The sequence below is a fragment of the Pleurocapsa sp. FMAR1 genome (assembly GCF_963665995.1).
Classification (GTDB): domain Bacteria; phylum Cyanobacteriota; class Cyanobacteriia; order Cyanobacteriales; family Xenococcaceae; genus Waterburya.
The window spans coordinates 87,247-102,652 of the sequence record NZ_OY762512.1 but is presented as its reverse complement, the minus strand read 5'-3'; the positions used below and the strand labels follow the sequence as shown (position 1 = coordinate 102,652).

Below are 15,406 nucleotides of genomic sequence, written 5' to 3'. Positions count from 1 at the left end.
GTTTTATAAATTCCAGTACGCTCTTTATTAGCCCGATACATGATTCACCTTTATGAGACTGTCCGTATAGTACCCAAGATTCCATAGGTAATTAACCTAAAAAGCAAAAAAATGATTTGAGCATATTTCAGTTAAAGACACAGAGATAAGATCAACAACAGCTAAAGGTCGTGAATTAAATAATTTATAGATTGTAGATTAAGCGTAATGCAGTAATATTCAAATCTTGAATTTAATAAAATTTTCGTAATTGCGATCGCTTTATACGTAGCACAGCAGCAAACCCAGCCAAACAAATAACAAGTTGAAATTTTTGCTCAAACAATCAGTTTAAGTTTCTATCCCGTCCAGAAACTAGATAAGATAGATAACTAGTAGCAGGTAAGAACTAATTCATTTCTTAATCATAGAAATATTGCTGATTTATGGCACAGATAGAAACTAGAACCGAACCCATGATTCTCAACATGGGACCTCATCATCCTTCAATGCACGGCGTTTTACGCCTGATTGTAACTCTTGATGGGGAAGATGTAATCGATTGTGAACCCGTAATCGGTTATCTTCATCGAGGTATGGAGAAGATTGCCGAAAACCGCACCAGCGTTATGTATGTTCCTTATGTAAGCCGTTGGGACTATGCTGCGGGGATGTTTAATGAAGCAATTACAGTCAATGCCCCCGAAAAGCTAGCTGGTATTGAAGTACCCAAGCGCGCCCAGTATATTCGGGTGATCATGCTAGAGTTAAACCGCATTGCTAATCATTTACTGTGGTTAGGTCCATTTATGGCAGATGTGGGCGCACAAACTCCCTTCTTTTATATTTTCCGTGAACGGGAGTTGATTTATGATTTATGGGAAGCTGCTACTGGACAAAGATTAATTAACAATAATTATTTCCGTATTGGTGGAGTATCTGTTGATTTACCCTACGGTTGGATCGACAAATGTGAAGATTTTTGTGATTACTTCGATCCCAAGATTGATGAGTATGAAAAGCTAATTACCAATAATCCTATTTTTCGTCGTCGCGTTGAAGGGGTAGGAACAATTAGCCGTGAGCAAGCTATTAACTGGGGTTTATCAGGACCAATGTTAAGAGCTTCTGGGGTTAAATGGGACTTACGCAAAGTAGATCACTATGAATGCTATGACGACTTCGACTGGGATATACATTGGGAAACTGCGGGAGATTGTTTTGCCCGTTATTTGGTGCGTATCCGTGAAATGCGCGAATCGATTAAAATTATTCGTCAAGCTCTAAAAGGTATTCCAGGCGGTGCTTATGAAAACCTTGAAGCACGCAGGATGGACGAGGGACGCAAATCTAAGTGGAACGACTTTGAGTATCAGTATATAGCCAAGAAAGTTGCGCCGACGTTCAAAATACCTGAAGGAGAACACTATGTTCGCCTAGAAAGTGGCAAGGGTGAACTAGGAATCTTTATTGTTGGCAATGATAATGTCTTTCCTTGGCGTTGGAAAATTCGCGCCCCTGACTTTAATAACCTACAAATTCTGCCAAATATACTCAAGGGAGTTAAATTAGCAGACATCATGCCTATTCTTGGCAGTATAGATATCATTATGGGTTCAGTTGATCGCTAGATTCAAAAAAAAAATAAACGTTTTTGTAAGGTGGGCAAGTCTCATCTTATTTTTTTGGGAAAATATTTCACAAGTCAAAACGGTAACGACATTTTTGGCGATCGACTTCTAGATATCGATTGTTATCCTTTGGTAAATCAATATCCAATAAACAATAAGAAAAGAGGCTTAAAGCCTCTTTTTTACATATAGATGGTATGAGCCGAGTTGGATTTGAACCAACGTAGACATAGCCAGCGGATTTACCGATAATTTTGGGTCTAAAGCCTCGCCGTAGAACGGCGACTTTTGATGTAGTATTCATGGTACAATTATTGAATAAAAACGTATAAATTGTGCGGTTCGTCGGGTTTAGGAATTCCTAGAAAATAGGAATGTATGAAACTCCAGGAGAAGGCGGAGATAAAACCGCAATGTAACCTGAACTGACACTAGGATATGGGTTAAAGTAGAAAGGTCGAGGTGAGTGTTACCACTACACCCCTCCCGTCCGAAACCGAGCGTGAGAGATTTCTCCTCACTCGGCTACTCAACATATTCCCCATTGTCAGTGGGACATCCTACTCTTTGTTGTCTGAAACTATTAGAAAATCATTTTCATTCCAAAGCCAGTTAGATTTAGCTAGTGTTTGGTTGATGTAATCCATGTATTTTATGAATCTTTGATTTCTAATAAATTCCATGTCAAGGGCAGTTTTTTCGTCATGGCAATGCCCATGTAGGAGTTGTAGATTCTTATATTCGTCTTTACCACCGAGGGCGCGAGGAATATTGTGGTCAGTTTCTAACAAATCTCCTTCACGAAAGCGTAAGCAACACCAGGAACACACACCTTTTTGTCTCTTGAGCAGTAATGCTTTTCGAGAAGGCATATCGGGGCTACGTCCCATCCTGGTATTCCAATAGATTAATTTCCCGTCAAATGGACTGGCATCACCTTTAACTTTCACATATTCAATGCTACTGCTTCCAAATTCAGTATGTGTTAGTAACCGAAGGGGATTTTTATCTCCTTTTCTGGTTGCGAATACCCAGTTTCTATTACCAATGGTTGTCCAATACTTTTTAATTGCTTTTCCCCAATCACCAGTACGGTGACGACTCCAAGCTCTAAGTTTTTGGAATACGAGGTAATCTTGACCTGTTAGTACTCCTGTTCCCTGAGCATCAGAAAATGAATAATAATTTGTCCATCCTCGGATAATCGGGTTAAGCTGCAAGCAGGCGACGGCGGACAGCCTCGATGCATCGAGGCTTCCGTGCGCCTCAACTATAAGTTTTGCTTGATGGGAGTATTTGTGTTTCTTAAAAACATCTTTAATCTTTTGTTGATGTTTCTTACAGGCAAATTTTGATGGAATAATGAATGTTCTAAAACCAAGTTTTTCTTTGGTGCTGGGATGTATTGAACTTTTGTATTTTCCCACCCGAAACTGTCGAATGTGATAGCCCAAAAAGTCAAACCCAGCTTGTCCATCTTCGCTTTGCTCTGAAATTAAAGTGTGGGCGATTCTGGTTTTTGAAGGTTTTAGTTCCAGTCCCATGTCTTTTAACCACTCAGAGATTAATTCTCTGCATCTTTTGACTACATTTAGGTCATGATGTATTAGAAGAAAGTCATCTGCATACCTGATAAAGGTAAGAGATTTGACCTTTTGTTGCCAGCTAATCTGGCTGTTTGGTTTATCTTTCCTTTTAACATCAAGAGTTTTGGCAAACTTCATTAACATCTTTTCCATCCCGTGTAGAGCAACATTAGCAAGTAAAGGGCTTATAACCCCACCTTGAGGTGTTCCTTCGGATGTGGCAGTAAATACCTTTTGGTCTATGACTCCAGATTTTAACCAAGCTTTAAGTTGTTGCCTGAATTTGCCCGTGTAACCGAGTTTCTGTAGTAAGGCTAAGTGGTTGATTTTATCAAAGCATTTTGCAATATCAGCATCCAGCACATATTTGGCTTTAGATTGAATTGCATTTTTTATTTGCTTGATAGCATCTTGACAGGAACGTCCTGGTCGAAATCCGTAGGAATTGCTCTCGAAGAGAGCTTCCCATTCTGGCTCTATGGCGTGTTTTAATAACGCTTGTAAGGCGCGGTCGTGCATTGTTGGGATTCCAAGTGGACGTTTTTCATCCTTTCCAGGTTTGGGTATCCAAACTCTTCGAGTAGGTCTACTTTTTCCTATAAGTTTGAGTTGTCCTATGAGTCTAAGACGTGCTTCTGGAGATAGTGATTTCTTACCATCCACTCCTGCTGTCTTTTGCCCTCTATTATCTTGAGTTACCCGCCGAATCGCTAAGACCTTATTTGACCAAGACCTCATTAATGTCTTTTGGAGTTTTCTAACTTGTTTTACATCTCCATGACGAGATGCTGCGTAAATGCGCTTTTGTTGCTTAAATCCCCCCTAGCCCCCCTTATTAAGGGCGGAATTGAAGGGGGGATTGCCAATCGATATCGTTCCATCCCACAGTATTCGGTTTAATTGAATCTGTATTAGGCATATTTGCTACTACTCGTACCTTTACACATTGATATATTGCGAGTCACGTTTGCGTATCTTGGGCGTTACCCCATCCCTTTTCAGGCATTACCCGTTGATTCGGGTTAAGCGTTGGCTTCTTGACCCATCTTTCTCAATCTCACCATACGGCTTTGACGATGCCTACCAGTTAGTCTGGGGATGAGGTTGAGTTACTTCGTTCCTGTATTCCTTTGCTGTATATGACGGCATATATAGTTGATTGGAGTCCGTTAGGGTTCATCTATCCACCTATGTGAGCTAATTGTGCGTTACGTAAAGGAGGGAAATTTCGTAAATGTAGGCTCGTCCCGATGTTTCGGGTCGCAAGGTGTGGTCTTTGATACCACTAGCTTATACTCCTTGCTATCTCTTAAAGATGGTTCAGAAGATGATTCGTTTTTTCTACCCCACGATTTCCTATTCCTTGGTATTACCCTTAGTCCAGGTCGGTTATAGAACTCATGCTAGCGAGTAGGCGTTTTCAGCAATTTACTCTCTCGCGTTCACTCCCGCTTTTAAATCTGGGTTGTCATCCCAGAGATAAGGGAAACTTCTCTCTCTCGTCGCCGAGAGGGACGCTGTGTGCTTTTTCCTCCGCACAAGAGGACAAGGACTTGACGTTCTAGGTTAATAGCCTCACCTTGAAGAAAATACAAGTTATCATTCTGTTAAGGATTAAAGTGCGAACTCAATCCATTATTGGATTACTTAACAGAAGCCCTACATCTCTCTTCAAAGAAGATTTCGTAGGAACGAATCGCACCCCACCATTAAAGAGAATAATGACTCCCTATCTGCCTACAGTGAGTAAACTCGGAATTTTACAGGCTCAAGCTGGGAACAGGACGCAATCAGAGGTAAAGCAGATACACCACACTGGCGTTGACGGGGAGATGTAATGGGTAAACAGGTTCTACAAAAGTGCCTCAACGTTGAGCCATAATCTGAACAAACAATATGGACTTCACTACCGCAACTCTCACAGAAGTTTAATTTGGCTAGCTGTTTCTCCGAGAAGGTAGTAGGTAAAGTGAACCACCCTAAAACATCAGTCAATCCTAGTATCGGAACGAATAAAAACGTAGCCCCAGATTTTAGGGGTAAGAAACCTGAATAGGATGGACGAGCATCGGAAACTCTGGCTACGGGTAGGACAGGGCGTAACTGCCTTTAGGAAACTAGACAATGTTCAATCGAGTAGGAAATAATTATGACGCATAGCGCACGGCGCGTTTTTTGTAAGAGTACTCTTACAAAAAAGCCGCCTTAAGTTATAGCGATGATTGGGAATTTAGAGACTGGAAGAAATTCCAGAAAATATTATTTCGCCTACAAAAGAGAATATTCAAAGCAATTAGAGATGGAAACAAGGCTAAAGCAAGAAGGCTTCAAAAGCTAATTCTTTCCTCTCATTCAGCTAGAATGCTAGCAATTAGGCAAGTAACCCAGCTCAACACTGGGAAAAAGACGGCAGGGATTGATGGCAAAAAGTCTTTAACGTTCAAGGAACGATTCCAATTAGAGGAAACTCTAAATCAAAATACAAAGACATGGAAACATCAAGGTCTAAGAGAGATACCCATCCCCAAAAAGGATGGTTCAACTAGCAAATGTGTCAACTACTAAAAGTCCCAACAATAGCCGATAGAGCTTGGCAATGTCTTGTCAAATATGCTCACTTTACCAGCACACGAAGCTACATTCCATGCCAAGAGTTATGGATTTAGACCAGGACGAAGCACACACGATGCCCAAAAAGTCCTATTTCTAAATCTTAACAGCAAAGCTAACGGAGCAAAAAAACGAGTCTTAAAAATAGACATCGAAAAATGCTTCGACCGAATAAACCATGCTGCAATCTTAAATGAGATTGGCGTTGGTAAATCAAAGTATGGTTTTTCAATTTTGTATCAAACTTTATTCAAAAAAAGCTTAAAGCTGCACGCTGCGGATGCAGCGAAGTCGTCCCCTTGAGGCGACGATCTGGGCGTTAGCCCTGCGCTTATAGCTTAAAGCTACGAGCAGAAACACTTTGTACGTCATATATTAAATTACCAACGCCATGAGATTATAGCTCCAAAGTTTATAATACAAGGCATAAGCTATTGCTTAAAATCAGGCATAAATCCTAAATTCCCCAATCAAGGAACTCCACAGGGCGGGGTGATATCACCGCTTTTAGCAAACATTGCGCTCAATGGAATAGAAAAGATAGGGGAGATTAGAGCAAGAGTTCTATATCCGACCCTAGACTAAGATTTACATCAAGGAAAAGGACATCGTGGGGTAGATAAACGAATCATCTAATGAACCATCTTAAAAGGTGTGCAGGGGACATAAGCTAGTGGATAATGCCACACCCTGCGTCTGAAATATCAGATAGAGCTTAAGTTTATAGGATTTCGGCTTTCCTGTAACGCACAACTAGCTCAATAGGTGGACAGATGAACCCTAAAGAACTCAAATAAATGGCTGTAGGAACGAAGTAACCCAATTGCATCCCCAGATTAACTGGTAGGTATCAAACCGTATGGTGTGATTGGATGGGATGGGTCAAGAAGCTAATGCCTAACCTGAATCAACAGGTAATATCAGAAAAAGGATGGGGTAACGCCCAGGATATGCAGACGTGACTCGCAAATGTATCAAAGCTAAAGGTGTAATTAACAGTGCATAAGCCTAATACAGATTCAAACAAGAAGACTGTGGGATGGGACAACATCAATTGGCATCAAGTCGATAGATATGTCTACAAGCACAGCCGCATTCGCGGCAGATCGTCGTAAGACGACTGGGACGCATTCGCGTCCGTAACGCGCATTTATGCTGCCTCTCCTATACGGAGAAATAAAACAAGTACGTAGACTCCAAAAAACACTATTGAGGTCTTGGTCAAATAAGGTTGGTTTTAGCGGTACGTCGGGTAACACAAGAGAACCGTGGCAAAAAGACGGCAGGAGTGGATGGAATTAAATCCCTATCACCATTAGCGCGTATGAAGCTCGTAGGACAACTCAAACTTACAGGTAAAAGTAAACCAACTCGACGAGTTTGGATACCAAAACCCAATGGAGAAAAAAGACCTCTTGGAATACCCACCTTGGAGGAAAGAGCTAAACAATGCCTAGTAAAAATGGCAATAGAACCACAATGGGAATCACAATTCGAGGAAAATAGTTACGGCTTTCGACCAGCCAGGTCAGGACACGATGCCATAGAAGCAATCTTCCTGGCTATTCGTAGCCAACCGAAATATGTTAAGGATACATATAATAATCTACAACTACTTCACCGACATTGCCATGATAAGAAATCAAAAACAGATGGCTCGTATGATAAACCATTTAAACCAGTCAAACTACCTGACGGTTGGCGATGGAATGAGTACGACATATTAATAATTTGATGATGATTTGTACCCATGACAAGGGGTTTGTCGGAGAGGAGCGCAGTGAGGTAAAAGTCTCATGCTGCGTTCATTTGACGAGTCAGGTTGGTAACAATCTGGCTTAGTTTAACTACGACCGTGCCTTACAAGGAGTAGTAAAATCTGCCCTTGAACCAGAATGAGAAGCTCGGTTCGAGCCAAACAGTTTTGGTTTTCGACCAGGAAGGTCATGTCACGATGCAATTTGTCAAATAAAGATAGCAATTAAGCAAAAAGCCAAGTATATTCTTGATGCTGACATTGCTAAATGCTTTGACCGCATCAACCACACAGCCCTACTTCAGAAACTCGCTCATACGGGGAAAGTCAGGCAACAAATTAAATCCTGGCTAAAGTCTGGAGTCATAGATCAAGGGGCATTCACTGCTATATCTGAAGGAACACCCCAGGGTGGCGTGATTTCGCACTTATTAGCGAATATCGCACTACACGGAATGGAACAAATGTTGATGGATTTCGCCAGAACTCTCGATATGAGAAACCATAAAGGCAATCAAATCAGTTGGCAGTCTAAAGTCAAGTCCTTGACTTTTATAAGATATGCGGGCGATTTTTTACTGATACATTATGACCTAAAGGTAGTCCAAAGATGCCGAGAATTAATCTCGGAGTGGTTAAAAGACATAGGCTTAGAATTAAAACCAGCAAAAACCAGAATCGCCCACACTCTGCATTCAGAGTCAAGCGAAGACGGTATAGTAGGATTTAACTTTCTTGGATACAGTATCCGACAATATCCTGTCGGTAAATACAAATCAGCCATAAAAGCTAATAAAGACCTAGTTGGTTTTACTACACTCATAACCCCTTCTAAAGACTCATGTAAAAGGCATCAAGAAAAAATTAATAGCATTATCAGGAAGCATAAAAGCTCCCCTCAAGCAAAGTTAATAACTGAGCTTAACCCTGTTATCAGAGGATGGTGCAATTATTTTAAATTTTCAGATGCCCAAACAGTCAAAGAGTTTCCAAATAATTACCGCATCTGGTAGAAACTGCAATTAAAGCAAACGACAAAAATACTAATAACTGTGTTGTTTCTTTAAAATTAGTCATAACCTTTAATTACTAGTCCTTTTGGTAACTAGATCCTTGATGAATTGCTCCTCTTAATGACTGAGAACTTTAATAAATTCAACACCTCTGTATTTCAAAATACGAATATCAGCGATTTTTTTCTCTTTAACCTTTGATAGCTGATAGCAAACTCCTCGATATTTGACATTGTTTTTTTGTTCAACGGTTGCTAAATATGTGGTGATAGGTTGATAAGAAATACCGCGATAGGTAAGTTGCATAACTTTATCCTGAATTGGTTGTGTTGTCTTCTAATTAATAGCTGACCATAAAAACAACTTATGCACTTGTGGATGTTGCTCGAAAGAATTGTAGCTAAATCACTAAGCTTTTAAACTTAGGATTGCACTGGTGTTAAAAAAGCTGGCAAATAAAAAAGCATCGCCAAAAGGCGATGCTTAAAATATATCTTTGTAAAGAAACATTTGATTTTATTAAAAATAAATCGTTATTTGCTTTTTTCTTCAAGCAATTGAGAATATATTTCTATAGTGCCGCCAACAAAAAGACAGATAATGTCATAGCTAATCATATAGCTTATGCTGTCATTGATTAGGCTGTAACAATTATTTTCATGAGATCACAGCCTAATGACTCATACATAATTAATCAGCGAATCAAAGGTAAGCTAATGGTATTTTCTAATTGCTTGCCACAGTACAACAAACAATAAGCACTCGCAAAAATAGCACCAAAAAATTCTGCTAAATTAGCAGTTTTCGTAAATGTTAAGTCGGGAAGAATACTATGTATAATTTAACTGATTGTTACTACGCATAAACCGATTACGATACCGATAATAAAGTCTTCTTGGGCTTTTTAAGATAACATGGCAATTGCTTTAGAAAAATTTTTTTTCATTATTCTCTCCTCGAAGACTATGTTGTAAGTTTTAAAGCTTGAAGAGCTTATGCTCCTCTTGGCACCACACTAGATCGGATCATTCAAACCTACGGAAACTAATTGGAATGACTATAGTTTTTGTTTGTGTCAACAACTAGGTTTAGTTGCCTTAACAATCTGCTGGAGTTTCAACTTCTAAATTTCCATCTTGTTTGACAGAAAAATCTTGTTCGCTTCTACTTGTTCAGTCCAGCAGCACCAGCTATTGCTGTTCCTGCCAACCCAAGTCCCTCGTATCATTAATATCCGTAACTAGTACAGTAAAGTCAATTATGACTCCCACAGCTGGCTGCCTGACACATTTATTTGAGGACAGTTAAACTCTTAAGCACTTTAATTCCGAAATTCTGATAAACGAAATGGCATCATAGTATTTTCTTCTAGCCTTTGAAGATGCAAAACAGGGCAAAGTATTTTGAGAAAATAAAGGTGTAGGGTCAAACAAACTACGACCTTTATGTAAAACTCCTTTGAGCCATCTGATCCCAATTTTGAGATAACTTAAACCTCTCTCCCAATGCCGATCTACTTGACTTCTAAGTCCCTTCAATTGAACTGTCATGCCATGAGTAGTCGCAAATAAAAGTGCTAAGGCTACCACCAAATATAAACGTTCCAATGCCTTGCGATCGCGACCTCGACAGTCCCTTCAACGCGGGAAACCCGCGCAACGGGCTGTCTGGCAATTTTAGATTCTTCCAATTGAAAAGCTCCAGATTTAGAATCTAAAAATAATTCTTCAATACGAAATCTTAGAGCCTACTGCCATAAAGCTTGTAGAGTCGGGTCTTCATCAGTAATAACAGCCCAAGGTTCTTTTGTCCCCTTGACATTGGCTAAGACAAAGTTGCTTCGGCATTCTCCATCGAGCCATAGTCCAACATTGTGATACAAAATCGCCTCTGACTTTGGCGGATAAAGATATTTCAGTTCAATAAGATGTCTCCTTGCCCCCTGAATAGTTACGTCACAGGGTAAGCGTAGACAATAGTGCCATTGACTAGTGATGAGCCAATTCATCAACTGATGGTTGGCAAAACCTCGGTCAGCTAGAAGCATCACATCAGGATACTTGCGGAGTAATCTACGTGAAAATTTCAGCATGGTTTTGTATTCTTTGAATGCTACTGTTGAACTTTTATGTTCCATTACTTTCCATAAGAAAGGAATTGCCCTACCACCACAAATCACAGAAAGATGAATCATGCAGTATCGATTCCATAAAACTGTTGTATCCAGTGCCAGATAGAGGCGTTGTCCACTCCAGTTACTAATTGCCGCCATTACTAGAGGTACATACAGAGATTTGACTTTAATTCGACTGTTATGAACGAATCTTTGCCATCTTCGCTCAATACTCTGTGCTTGGTTCGCCCTACTTATCACGTAAGATTCCCACTCACTAAGGTTAATTTTGCTGCTACATATCAGCGCGTTGATCATCCAAGCTAACGCTTTGATCTGCCTGAAATCTCTGTATGTGGAATCTTGACTCAGTAGACTCAGCAGTTGATGATAAAGAGGGGTAGATCTTGACATGGAATATAAGGCTAAAACTATTCATTTTCAGCTTCCCATAATTGCTCTACCTTTTCTTTTTTCTGACCGCATTTCGACTCTTTTAGCTACTTGTGTCAGGCAGCCAGCTCCCACAGTTGCTTAAAATAAGGAAGTTATAGCTTCAATCACTTCTGGTATTGAATATGCAATAAGAGCTACTCGACGCTTGAAGGATTAATGAACGAAATAACTTGTCCCAATTAGGTACGAAAACTACTAATTAGAAAGCTTGCTCAACCAATTAGTAGCTTTTCAATTAGTCGGACACAGACATGACATGAGTGAAACTATAAAACCTAAAAAAATAATAGAATACGCTAACAAAAAAGCTTTAATAGAACACAATTAATAGTATATAAAAGCTGAATTTTGGGAATTATTAAAGGATAGCTTTCTATCATTTCAAATGTCACCATCACCACCAATTTCCCTAATTATTACCGTCTACAATCGTCAACGGTACTTAGGCATCAGCTATAGAAAGTGTATTGGGGCAAACTTATCCAAATTTTGAATTACTAATTTTGGATGATGGCTCAACTGATAGAAGTGTAGAAATAGCTAAAAAGTATGCTGCCACTGACAAAAGGATTAAAGTAATTGCTCACGAGCATTTGGGATGGGGATAGACTCTAAAAAAAGCGATCTCCGCTACATCAGGGAAATGAATGAATGAAATAGCGATCGCTTCATCTAAATAAACTGTTTAGGACTTACGCAAAAGAAAAATCTGATTATAGAAGCACGAACGAGTTAAGGTCAGAATATGGCAAATAAAATGACTTGTTTGGACTACTGCCAATAACTTCTGGTAACTCAGATAAACTATACTCTGACTAACTTTGCCAATCATAGCAGCAAGTTTAGCCATGATAAAATAAATCTTTTTCTTAGAGGCAAAAAAGTTACACCGTGAAGGAAAACAACTAACAGGATGGGAAAAATGCCAGTGTCGCAAAGCTAGAATTTAACGTAATCATATTGGTTGTGCTTTACTAGTTTGGCTTCGTTTAAAAGCATTAGCGATCGCCAACTATTCTACTGTTTACCAATTTAAAAATGGTCTTCTCCAGGATTATTTAATTCAGCAACTTCAAAATCCTTTACTGAAAATGATTCTTGCGTAGATAATGCCACTTTTCATAAAGCGGATGCGAACCACAGCCTCCTTCGGAGGCCAAGTCATGCTCCGCATGACGATGGCGCGGACAGCGCCGTTCGGCGTAAGACGCAAGGGAAGGCGCACCAAGCAGGGGGTCGGATTCAAGAATTAATTGAATCGTCTGGCTGTCGAATTTTGTATTTACCACCCTATTCTCCAGATCTAAATCGAATTGAAAAGTGTTGGGCATGGCTCAAAAGCCGTATTCGTCATCGCTTGACAGACTCAACTTCTTGAAGATTTGTAATTGAATCGGTTCTTAAAGATGCTACATCCTAACACTTCTGGCTATAGCTATATATCTTTCAAAGTTCGCGATCGCTCTACTTGTATTTGTTAAGTTCGCGACGAGCGTATCAGTTGGTTAGAGTCGAAGGAAGTTATTACACTTCGCCCCTCTCTGTGAAATCTGGACGTGCCTGTTTCCATGCATCCAGCTTCCGAAAATCTTAGCTTTTACTTTTGCCCATGTGGATATAATCGTGGCAGCTTTCATGTATTGCTAGAAGATTGCTCTTGTCCCAGTTTCCATGATTTCCATCATAGTGATGTAAATGTACTCTTTCACCTGAGATGAATTTTAATTTACATCTTCCACATGAATGGTTTTGTTCCTTCAAAGCTATAGCTGTTGCTCCATTGTATAGTCGGCTATTCCTTTGACTCCAGTAAATCACATCACCGTCATAGGGAGATTTTTCACCCTTGACGGGAATAAATTTGCTCTCTTTGTATCCAACTTTTGGAAAAGCTCTTCTAACCAATGCTTCTGCACTATACTTAGTTTGCTTCTTTTCTTTGTTGAATACTTTGAAAGTTCGATGATTTATGAACCAAAGGGAGTCTCTAGTACTACTCAGATCGCAGTAGCGATGGTAGTTACGCCATCCTCGTATAATGGGGGCTAGCTTGTCAGCTTTTTCAGTTGCACCATAATTTGAACTATTGACGACTTTTTTGACTTTTTGTTGAAATGCCTTAAAATTCTCCTCGCTAGGGGTAATTTTAAACTTTCCATGGCTTTGCACTTTGAAATGCCAACCTAAAAAATCAAATCCGTCTGTCGTGGCTGTCAGCTTGGTTTTCCTTTCACTGATCTTCATTCCTCTTTCTGCTAAGAATGTTTTGATCTTTTCTAGTAGTTTGTCAGCATCTTCATTGGGTTTGAGAATAAACACCATATCATCAGCATATCTAACGCTTTTGCCTAAATCCTCTATCCCATTTAAGGCTACATTGGCTAAAAGTGGTGAACACACTCCGCCCTGGGGTGTTCCTTGTTCGGGAAATTGAGGATTTATCCCAGCTTTGAGACAGAGCCATATTCCTTGTTTAATAAACTGAGGCGCTATAACTCTTTTTATGATTGCTTTGTGGCTTATTCTATCGAAGCATTTTTCGATATCGAGTTCCAGTACTCTTTTATCTTTTCCGTTGCAGTTACTTCTGAGATTACAAAACAAAAACTTCTGGGCATCGTGTGCCGAACGTCCAGTTCTAAATCCGTAGCTTCTAGCATGAAATTGTGCTTCGTGAGCTGGTTCTAGAGCATATTTGACAAGACATTGCCATGCTCTATCTGCGATAGTAGGCACTTTCAACATCCGCATTGTTCCATCCTTTTTAGGGATAGGAATTTCTCTCAACTTTTCGTGTTTCCACTCACTAGCTGATTTTTTGAGCGTAGATTCAAGCTCAAATCTTTCTTCAAATGTTAGTTTTGCCGAGCCATCTACTCCAGCAGTTTTTTTCCCTTGATTTAACTGTGTTACTTGTCTGATAGCTAACATTCTTGATGAATGAGATTTCAGAATCAGCTTTTGGATGTTCTTAGCTTTCGCCATGTCTCCAGTTCTAACTGCTTTGTCCTTACACGGTGTTGTAGGCGGAATAGTACCTTCTGGAATTGCTTCCAATCGGCTCTTTCCCATAGTTCGCTATAGTTTTCTATGCGTCCAACCATACTCTACTCAACAATGTTTGTTCTGATTTCCTTTTGGCGCGGAAAGCAAAGCTTTCCCAGTCGTCGAAGACGACGATCTGAGTGCTTCGCACTCTGCACGCCTCATCCTACCCGTAGCCAGGGTTTCTGATGCTCGTCCATCCTACTGAAGTTTCGACCCCCAGACCTGGTGCTACGTTTTTATTCGTTCCGATACTTAGATTTGTCTGACAGTTTAGGACGGTTCACTTTGCCTATTACCAACTCGGAGAGTACGGCTATGGAGTAGAAATGCCGTGAGTTTAGGTAATGAAATCCACATTGTTTATTCAGATTGTGGTTCGCGTTTAAGACACTTTTTAAGAACCTATTTTATCCATGCTGTCTCCCCGTTAACGCGGCTTGTGCCTATCTGTTTTGGCTCTGATTGCGTCCTGTTCCCAGCTTCACTCTGTAAGATTCCGAGCTTACTCGATGTGGGCAGATTGGGAGTCACTTTTCTCCTTAAGGGAAGGGTTTTCACCTCCATCTATGTATCAGTTCAGGGTACTTATAGTTTTCTCTCTATCATCCCCTGGATGTCCATACCCTCCTATTTTCTAGAAGTTCCTGACATCAACGAATCGCACCTATTCAAACCCCGTAAACTGAGTGATGATGACTCAGAAAAGATAAATTTTAATCTAATCGAAGCATTTGGACTCTGAACCGTGGTGGTGATGCTGCTTTATAAAAGTAAAAAGATATTGGTATGGGAATTAACATAACCCCAGTAGAATCAAGTATAAAACCAAAATATCTGGATCTAGTTGAAATCTCAACTGAAGCTATTATTCCTGAAGTTATTGACATTGACATAGAGCAGGTTTTTGCTAAATTTCTTGAGCTTGAGGTGGGAGATGGAGCAGCATCAATTGATACTGTTAAATCTTATCTCTGCCAAAGCAGACAATATTTTGAGTGGTGCAGGAACAATCTTGTACCACCACTAGAGGCAGATCTAGACGACATCAAGCTTGATCGTCAATACTTGATTAACCAAGACTATTTTGAGACCACATTAGGGTCTTGCACAATTTTGGTGAACCGAGAAAAGGGCGATCGCTAAAATGAGATTTTTAACATTAAAAATGTTTGTTGGATAAGCAATTTATGAGTAATCCGATTCCTTTGTCTGTT

General features: G+C 39.9%; 9 protein-coding genes and 7 pseudogenes. 9 read left to right on the top strand and 7 right to left on the bottom strand.

Annotation, left to right across the window (positions count from 1 at the left end; all coding sequences use genetic code 11):
* Positions 1 to 425 precede the first annotated feature (425 nt).
* The gene (locus SLP02_RS00540; protein ID WP_319418704.1) at positions 426 to 1,610 is read left to right on the top strand and encodes an NAD(P)H-quinone oxidoreductase subunit H; all 1,185 of its coding nucleotides are present in this window, start codon (positions 426 to 428) and stop codon (positions 1,608 to 1,610) included.
* A gap of 67 nt (positions 1,611 to 1,677) precedes the next feature.
* Here SLP02_RS00540 and SLP02_RS00535 read toward each other — a convergent pair whose 3' ends face one another.
* The 3 genes and pseudogenes from SLP02_RS00535 to SLP02_RS00525 form a co-directional block, all read right to left on the bottom strand.
* Complete coding sequence (locus tag SLP02_RS00535) at positions 1,678 to 1,914, bottom strand: hypothetical protein (protein ID WP_319418703.1); 237 nt, start codon at positions 1,912 to 1,914, stop codon at positions 1,678 to 1,680.
* Between the two features lie 256 nt (positions 1,915 to 2,170).
* Positions 2,171 to 2,482, bottom strand: coding sequence for an HNH endonuclease (locus tag SLP02_RS00530; RefSeq protein WP_319423637.1), 312 nt, complete (start codon positions 2,480 to 2,482; stop codon positions 2,171 to 2,173).
* A 195-nt stretch (positions 2,483 to 2,677) separates the two neighbouring features.
* Positions 2,678 to 3,997 (bottom strand): annotated as a pseudogene (locus SLP02_RS00525) (reverse transcriptase domain-containing protein); the annotation flags it as partial.
* Between the two features lie 1,413 nt (positions 3,998 to 5,410).
* Between SLP02_RS00525 and SLP02_RS26350 the strand changes: the two are divergent.
* From SLP02_RS26350 to SLP02_RS26330, 5 genes and pseudogenes are all read left to right on the top strand, one after another.
* Positions 5,411 to 6,007, top strand: a pseudogene (locus tag SLP02_RS26350) (reverse transcriptase N-terminal domain-containing protein); the annotation flags it as partial.
* Between the two features lie 192 nt (positions 6,008 to 6,199).
* Positions 6,200 to 6,349: pseudogene (locus tag SLP02_RS26345) on the top strand (HNH endonuclease); the annotation flags it as partial.
* A 609-nt stretch (positions 6,350 to 6,958) separates the two neighbouring features.
* Positions 6,959 to 7,400 (top strand): annotated as a pseudogene (locus tag SLP02_RS26340) (reverse transcriptase N-terminal domain-containing protein); the annotation flags it as partial.
* Between the two features lie 21 nt (positions 7,401 to 7,421).
* A pseudogene (locus SLP02_RS26335) lies at positions 7,422 to 7,541 on the top strand (HNH endonuclease); the annotation flags it as partial.
* Positions 7,542 to 7,765: 224 nt separating this feature from the next.
* Positions 7,766 to 8,575 (top strand): reverse transcriptase domain-containing protein, encoded by an 810-nt coding sequence (locus tag SLP02_RS26330; protein WP_413467300.1) that lies wholly within the window; start codon positions 7,766 to 7,768, stop codon positions 8,573 to 8,575.
* Positions 8,576 to 8,692: 117 nt separating this feature from the next.
* Here the strand turns inward: SLP02_RS26330 and SLP02_RS00495 are convergent, their stop codons facing one another.
* From SLP02_RS00495 to SLP02_RS00485, 3 genes are all read right to left on the bottom strand, one after another.
* Positions 8,693 to 8,881: a DUF4278 domain-containing protein gene (locus SLP02_RS00495; protein ID WP_319418700.1), complete on the bottom strand. Its 189-nt coding sequence runs from the start codon at positions 8,879 to 8,881 to the stop codon at positions 8,693 to 8,695.
* Positions 8,882 to 9,879: 998 nt separating this feature from the next.
* Positions 9,880 to 10,164, bottom strand: a complete 285-nt coding sequence (locus SLP02_RS00490) for a hypothetical protein (protein ID WP_319418699.1) — start codon at positions 10,162 to 10,164, stop codon at positions 9,880 to 9,882.
* A 158-nt stretch (positions 10,165 to 10,322) separates the two neighbouring features.
* Complete coding sequence (locus tag SLP02_RS00485) at positions 10,323 to 11,102, bottom strand: hypothetical protein (RefSeq protein WP_319418698.1); 780 nt, start codon at positions 11,100 to 11,102, stop codon at positions 10,323 to 10,325.
* A 509-nt stretch (positions 11,103 to 11,611) separates the two neighbouring features.
* Between SLP02_RS00485 and SLP02_RS00480 the strand changes: the two genes are divergently transcribed.
* Positions 11,612 to 11,752 carry a glycosyltransferase family 2 protein gene (locus SLP02_RS00480; protein WP_413467063.1) on the top strand — a complete coding sequence of 47 codons (141 nt, stop codon included), beginning with the start codon at positions 11,612 to 11,614 and terminating at the stop codon, positions 11,750 to 11,752.
* A gap of 623 nt (positions 11,753 to 12,375) precedes the next feature.
* Positions 12,376 to 12,522 (top strand): annotated as a pseudogene (locus tag SLP02_RS00475) (transposase); the annotation flags it as partial.
* 212 nt (positions 12,523 to 12,734) lie between these two features.
* Here SLP02_RS00475 and SLP02_RS00470 read toward each other — a convergent pair.
* Positions 12,735 to 14,248 (bottom strand): annotated as a pseudogene (locus SLP02_RS00470) (reverse transcriptase domain-containing protein).
* Between the two features lie 730 nt (positions 14,249 to 14,978).
* Here SLP02_RS00470 and SLP02_RS00465 point away from each other — a divergent pair.
* Positions 14,979 to 15,335 carry a hypothetical protein gene (locus SLP02_RS00465; protein WP_319418696.1) on the top strand — a complete coding sequence of 119 codons (357 nt, stop codon included), beginning with the start codon at positions 14,979 to 14,981 and terminating at the stop codon, positions 15,333 to 15,335.
* The last annotated feature ends 71 nt before the right edge of the window (positions 15,336 to 15,406 follow it).

Excerpts from the sequence above, each read along its gene's own strand:
- SLP02_RS00540 (WP_319418704.1), top strand. The coding sequence starts at position 426 with ATGGCACAGATAGAAACTAGAACCGAACCCATGATTCTCAACATGGGA.
- SLP02_RS00535 (WP_319418703.1), bottom strand. The coding sequence starts at position 1,914 with ATGAATACTACATCAAAAGTCGCCGTTCTACGGCGAGGCTTTAGACCC.
- SLP02_RS00530 (WP_319423637.1), bottom strand. The coding sequence starts at position 2,482 with ATGCCTTCTCGAAAAGCATTACTGCTCAAGAGACAAAAAGGTGTGTGT.
- SLP02_RS00495 (WP_319418700.1), bottom strand. The coding sequence starts at position 8,881 with ATGCAACTTACCTATCGCGGTATTTCTTATCAACCTATCACCACATAT.
- SLP02_RS00485 (WP_319418698.1), bottom strand. The coding sequence starts at position 11,102 with ATGTCAAGATCTACCCCTCTTTATCATCAACTGCTGAGTCTACTGAGT.
- SLP02_RS00465 (WP_319418696.1), top strand. The coding sequence starts at position 14,979 with ATGGGAATTAACATAACCCCAGTAGAATCAAGTATAAAACCAAAATAT.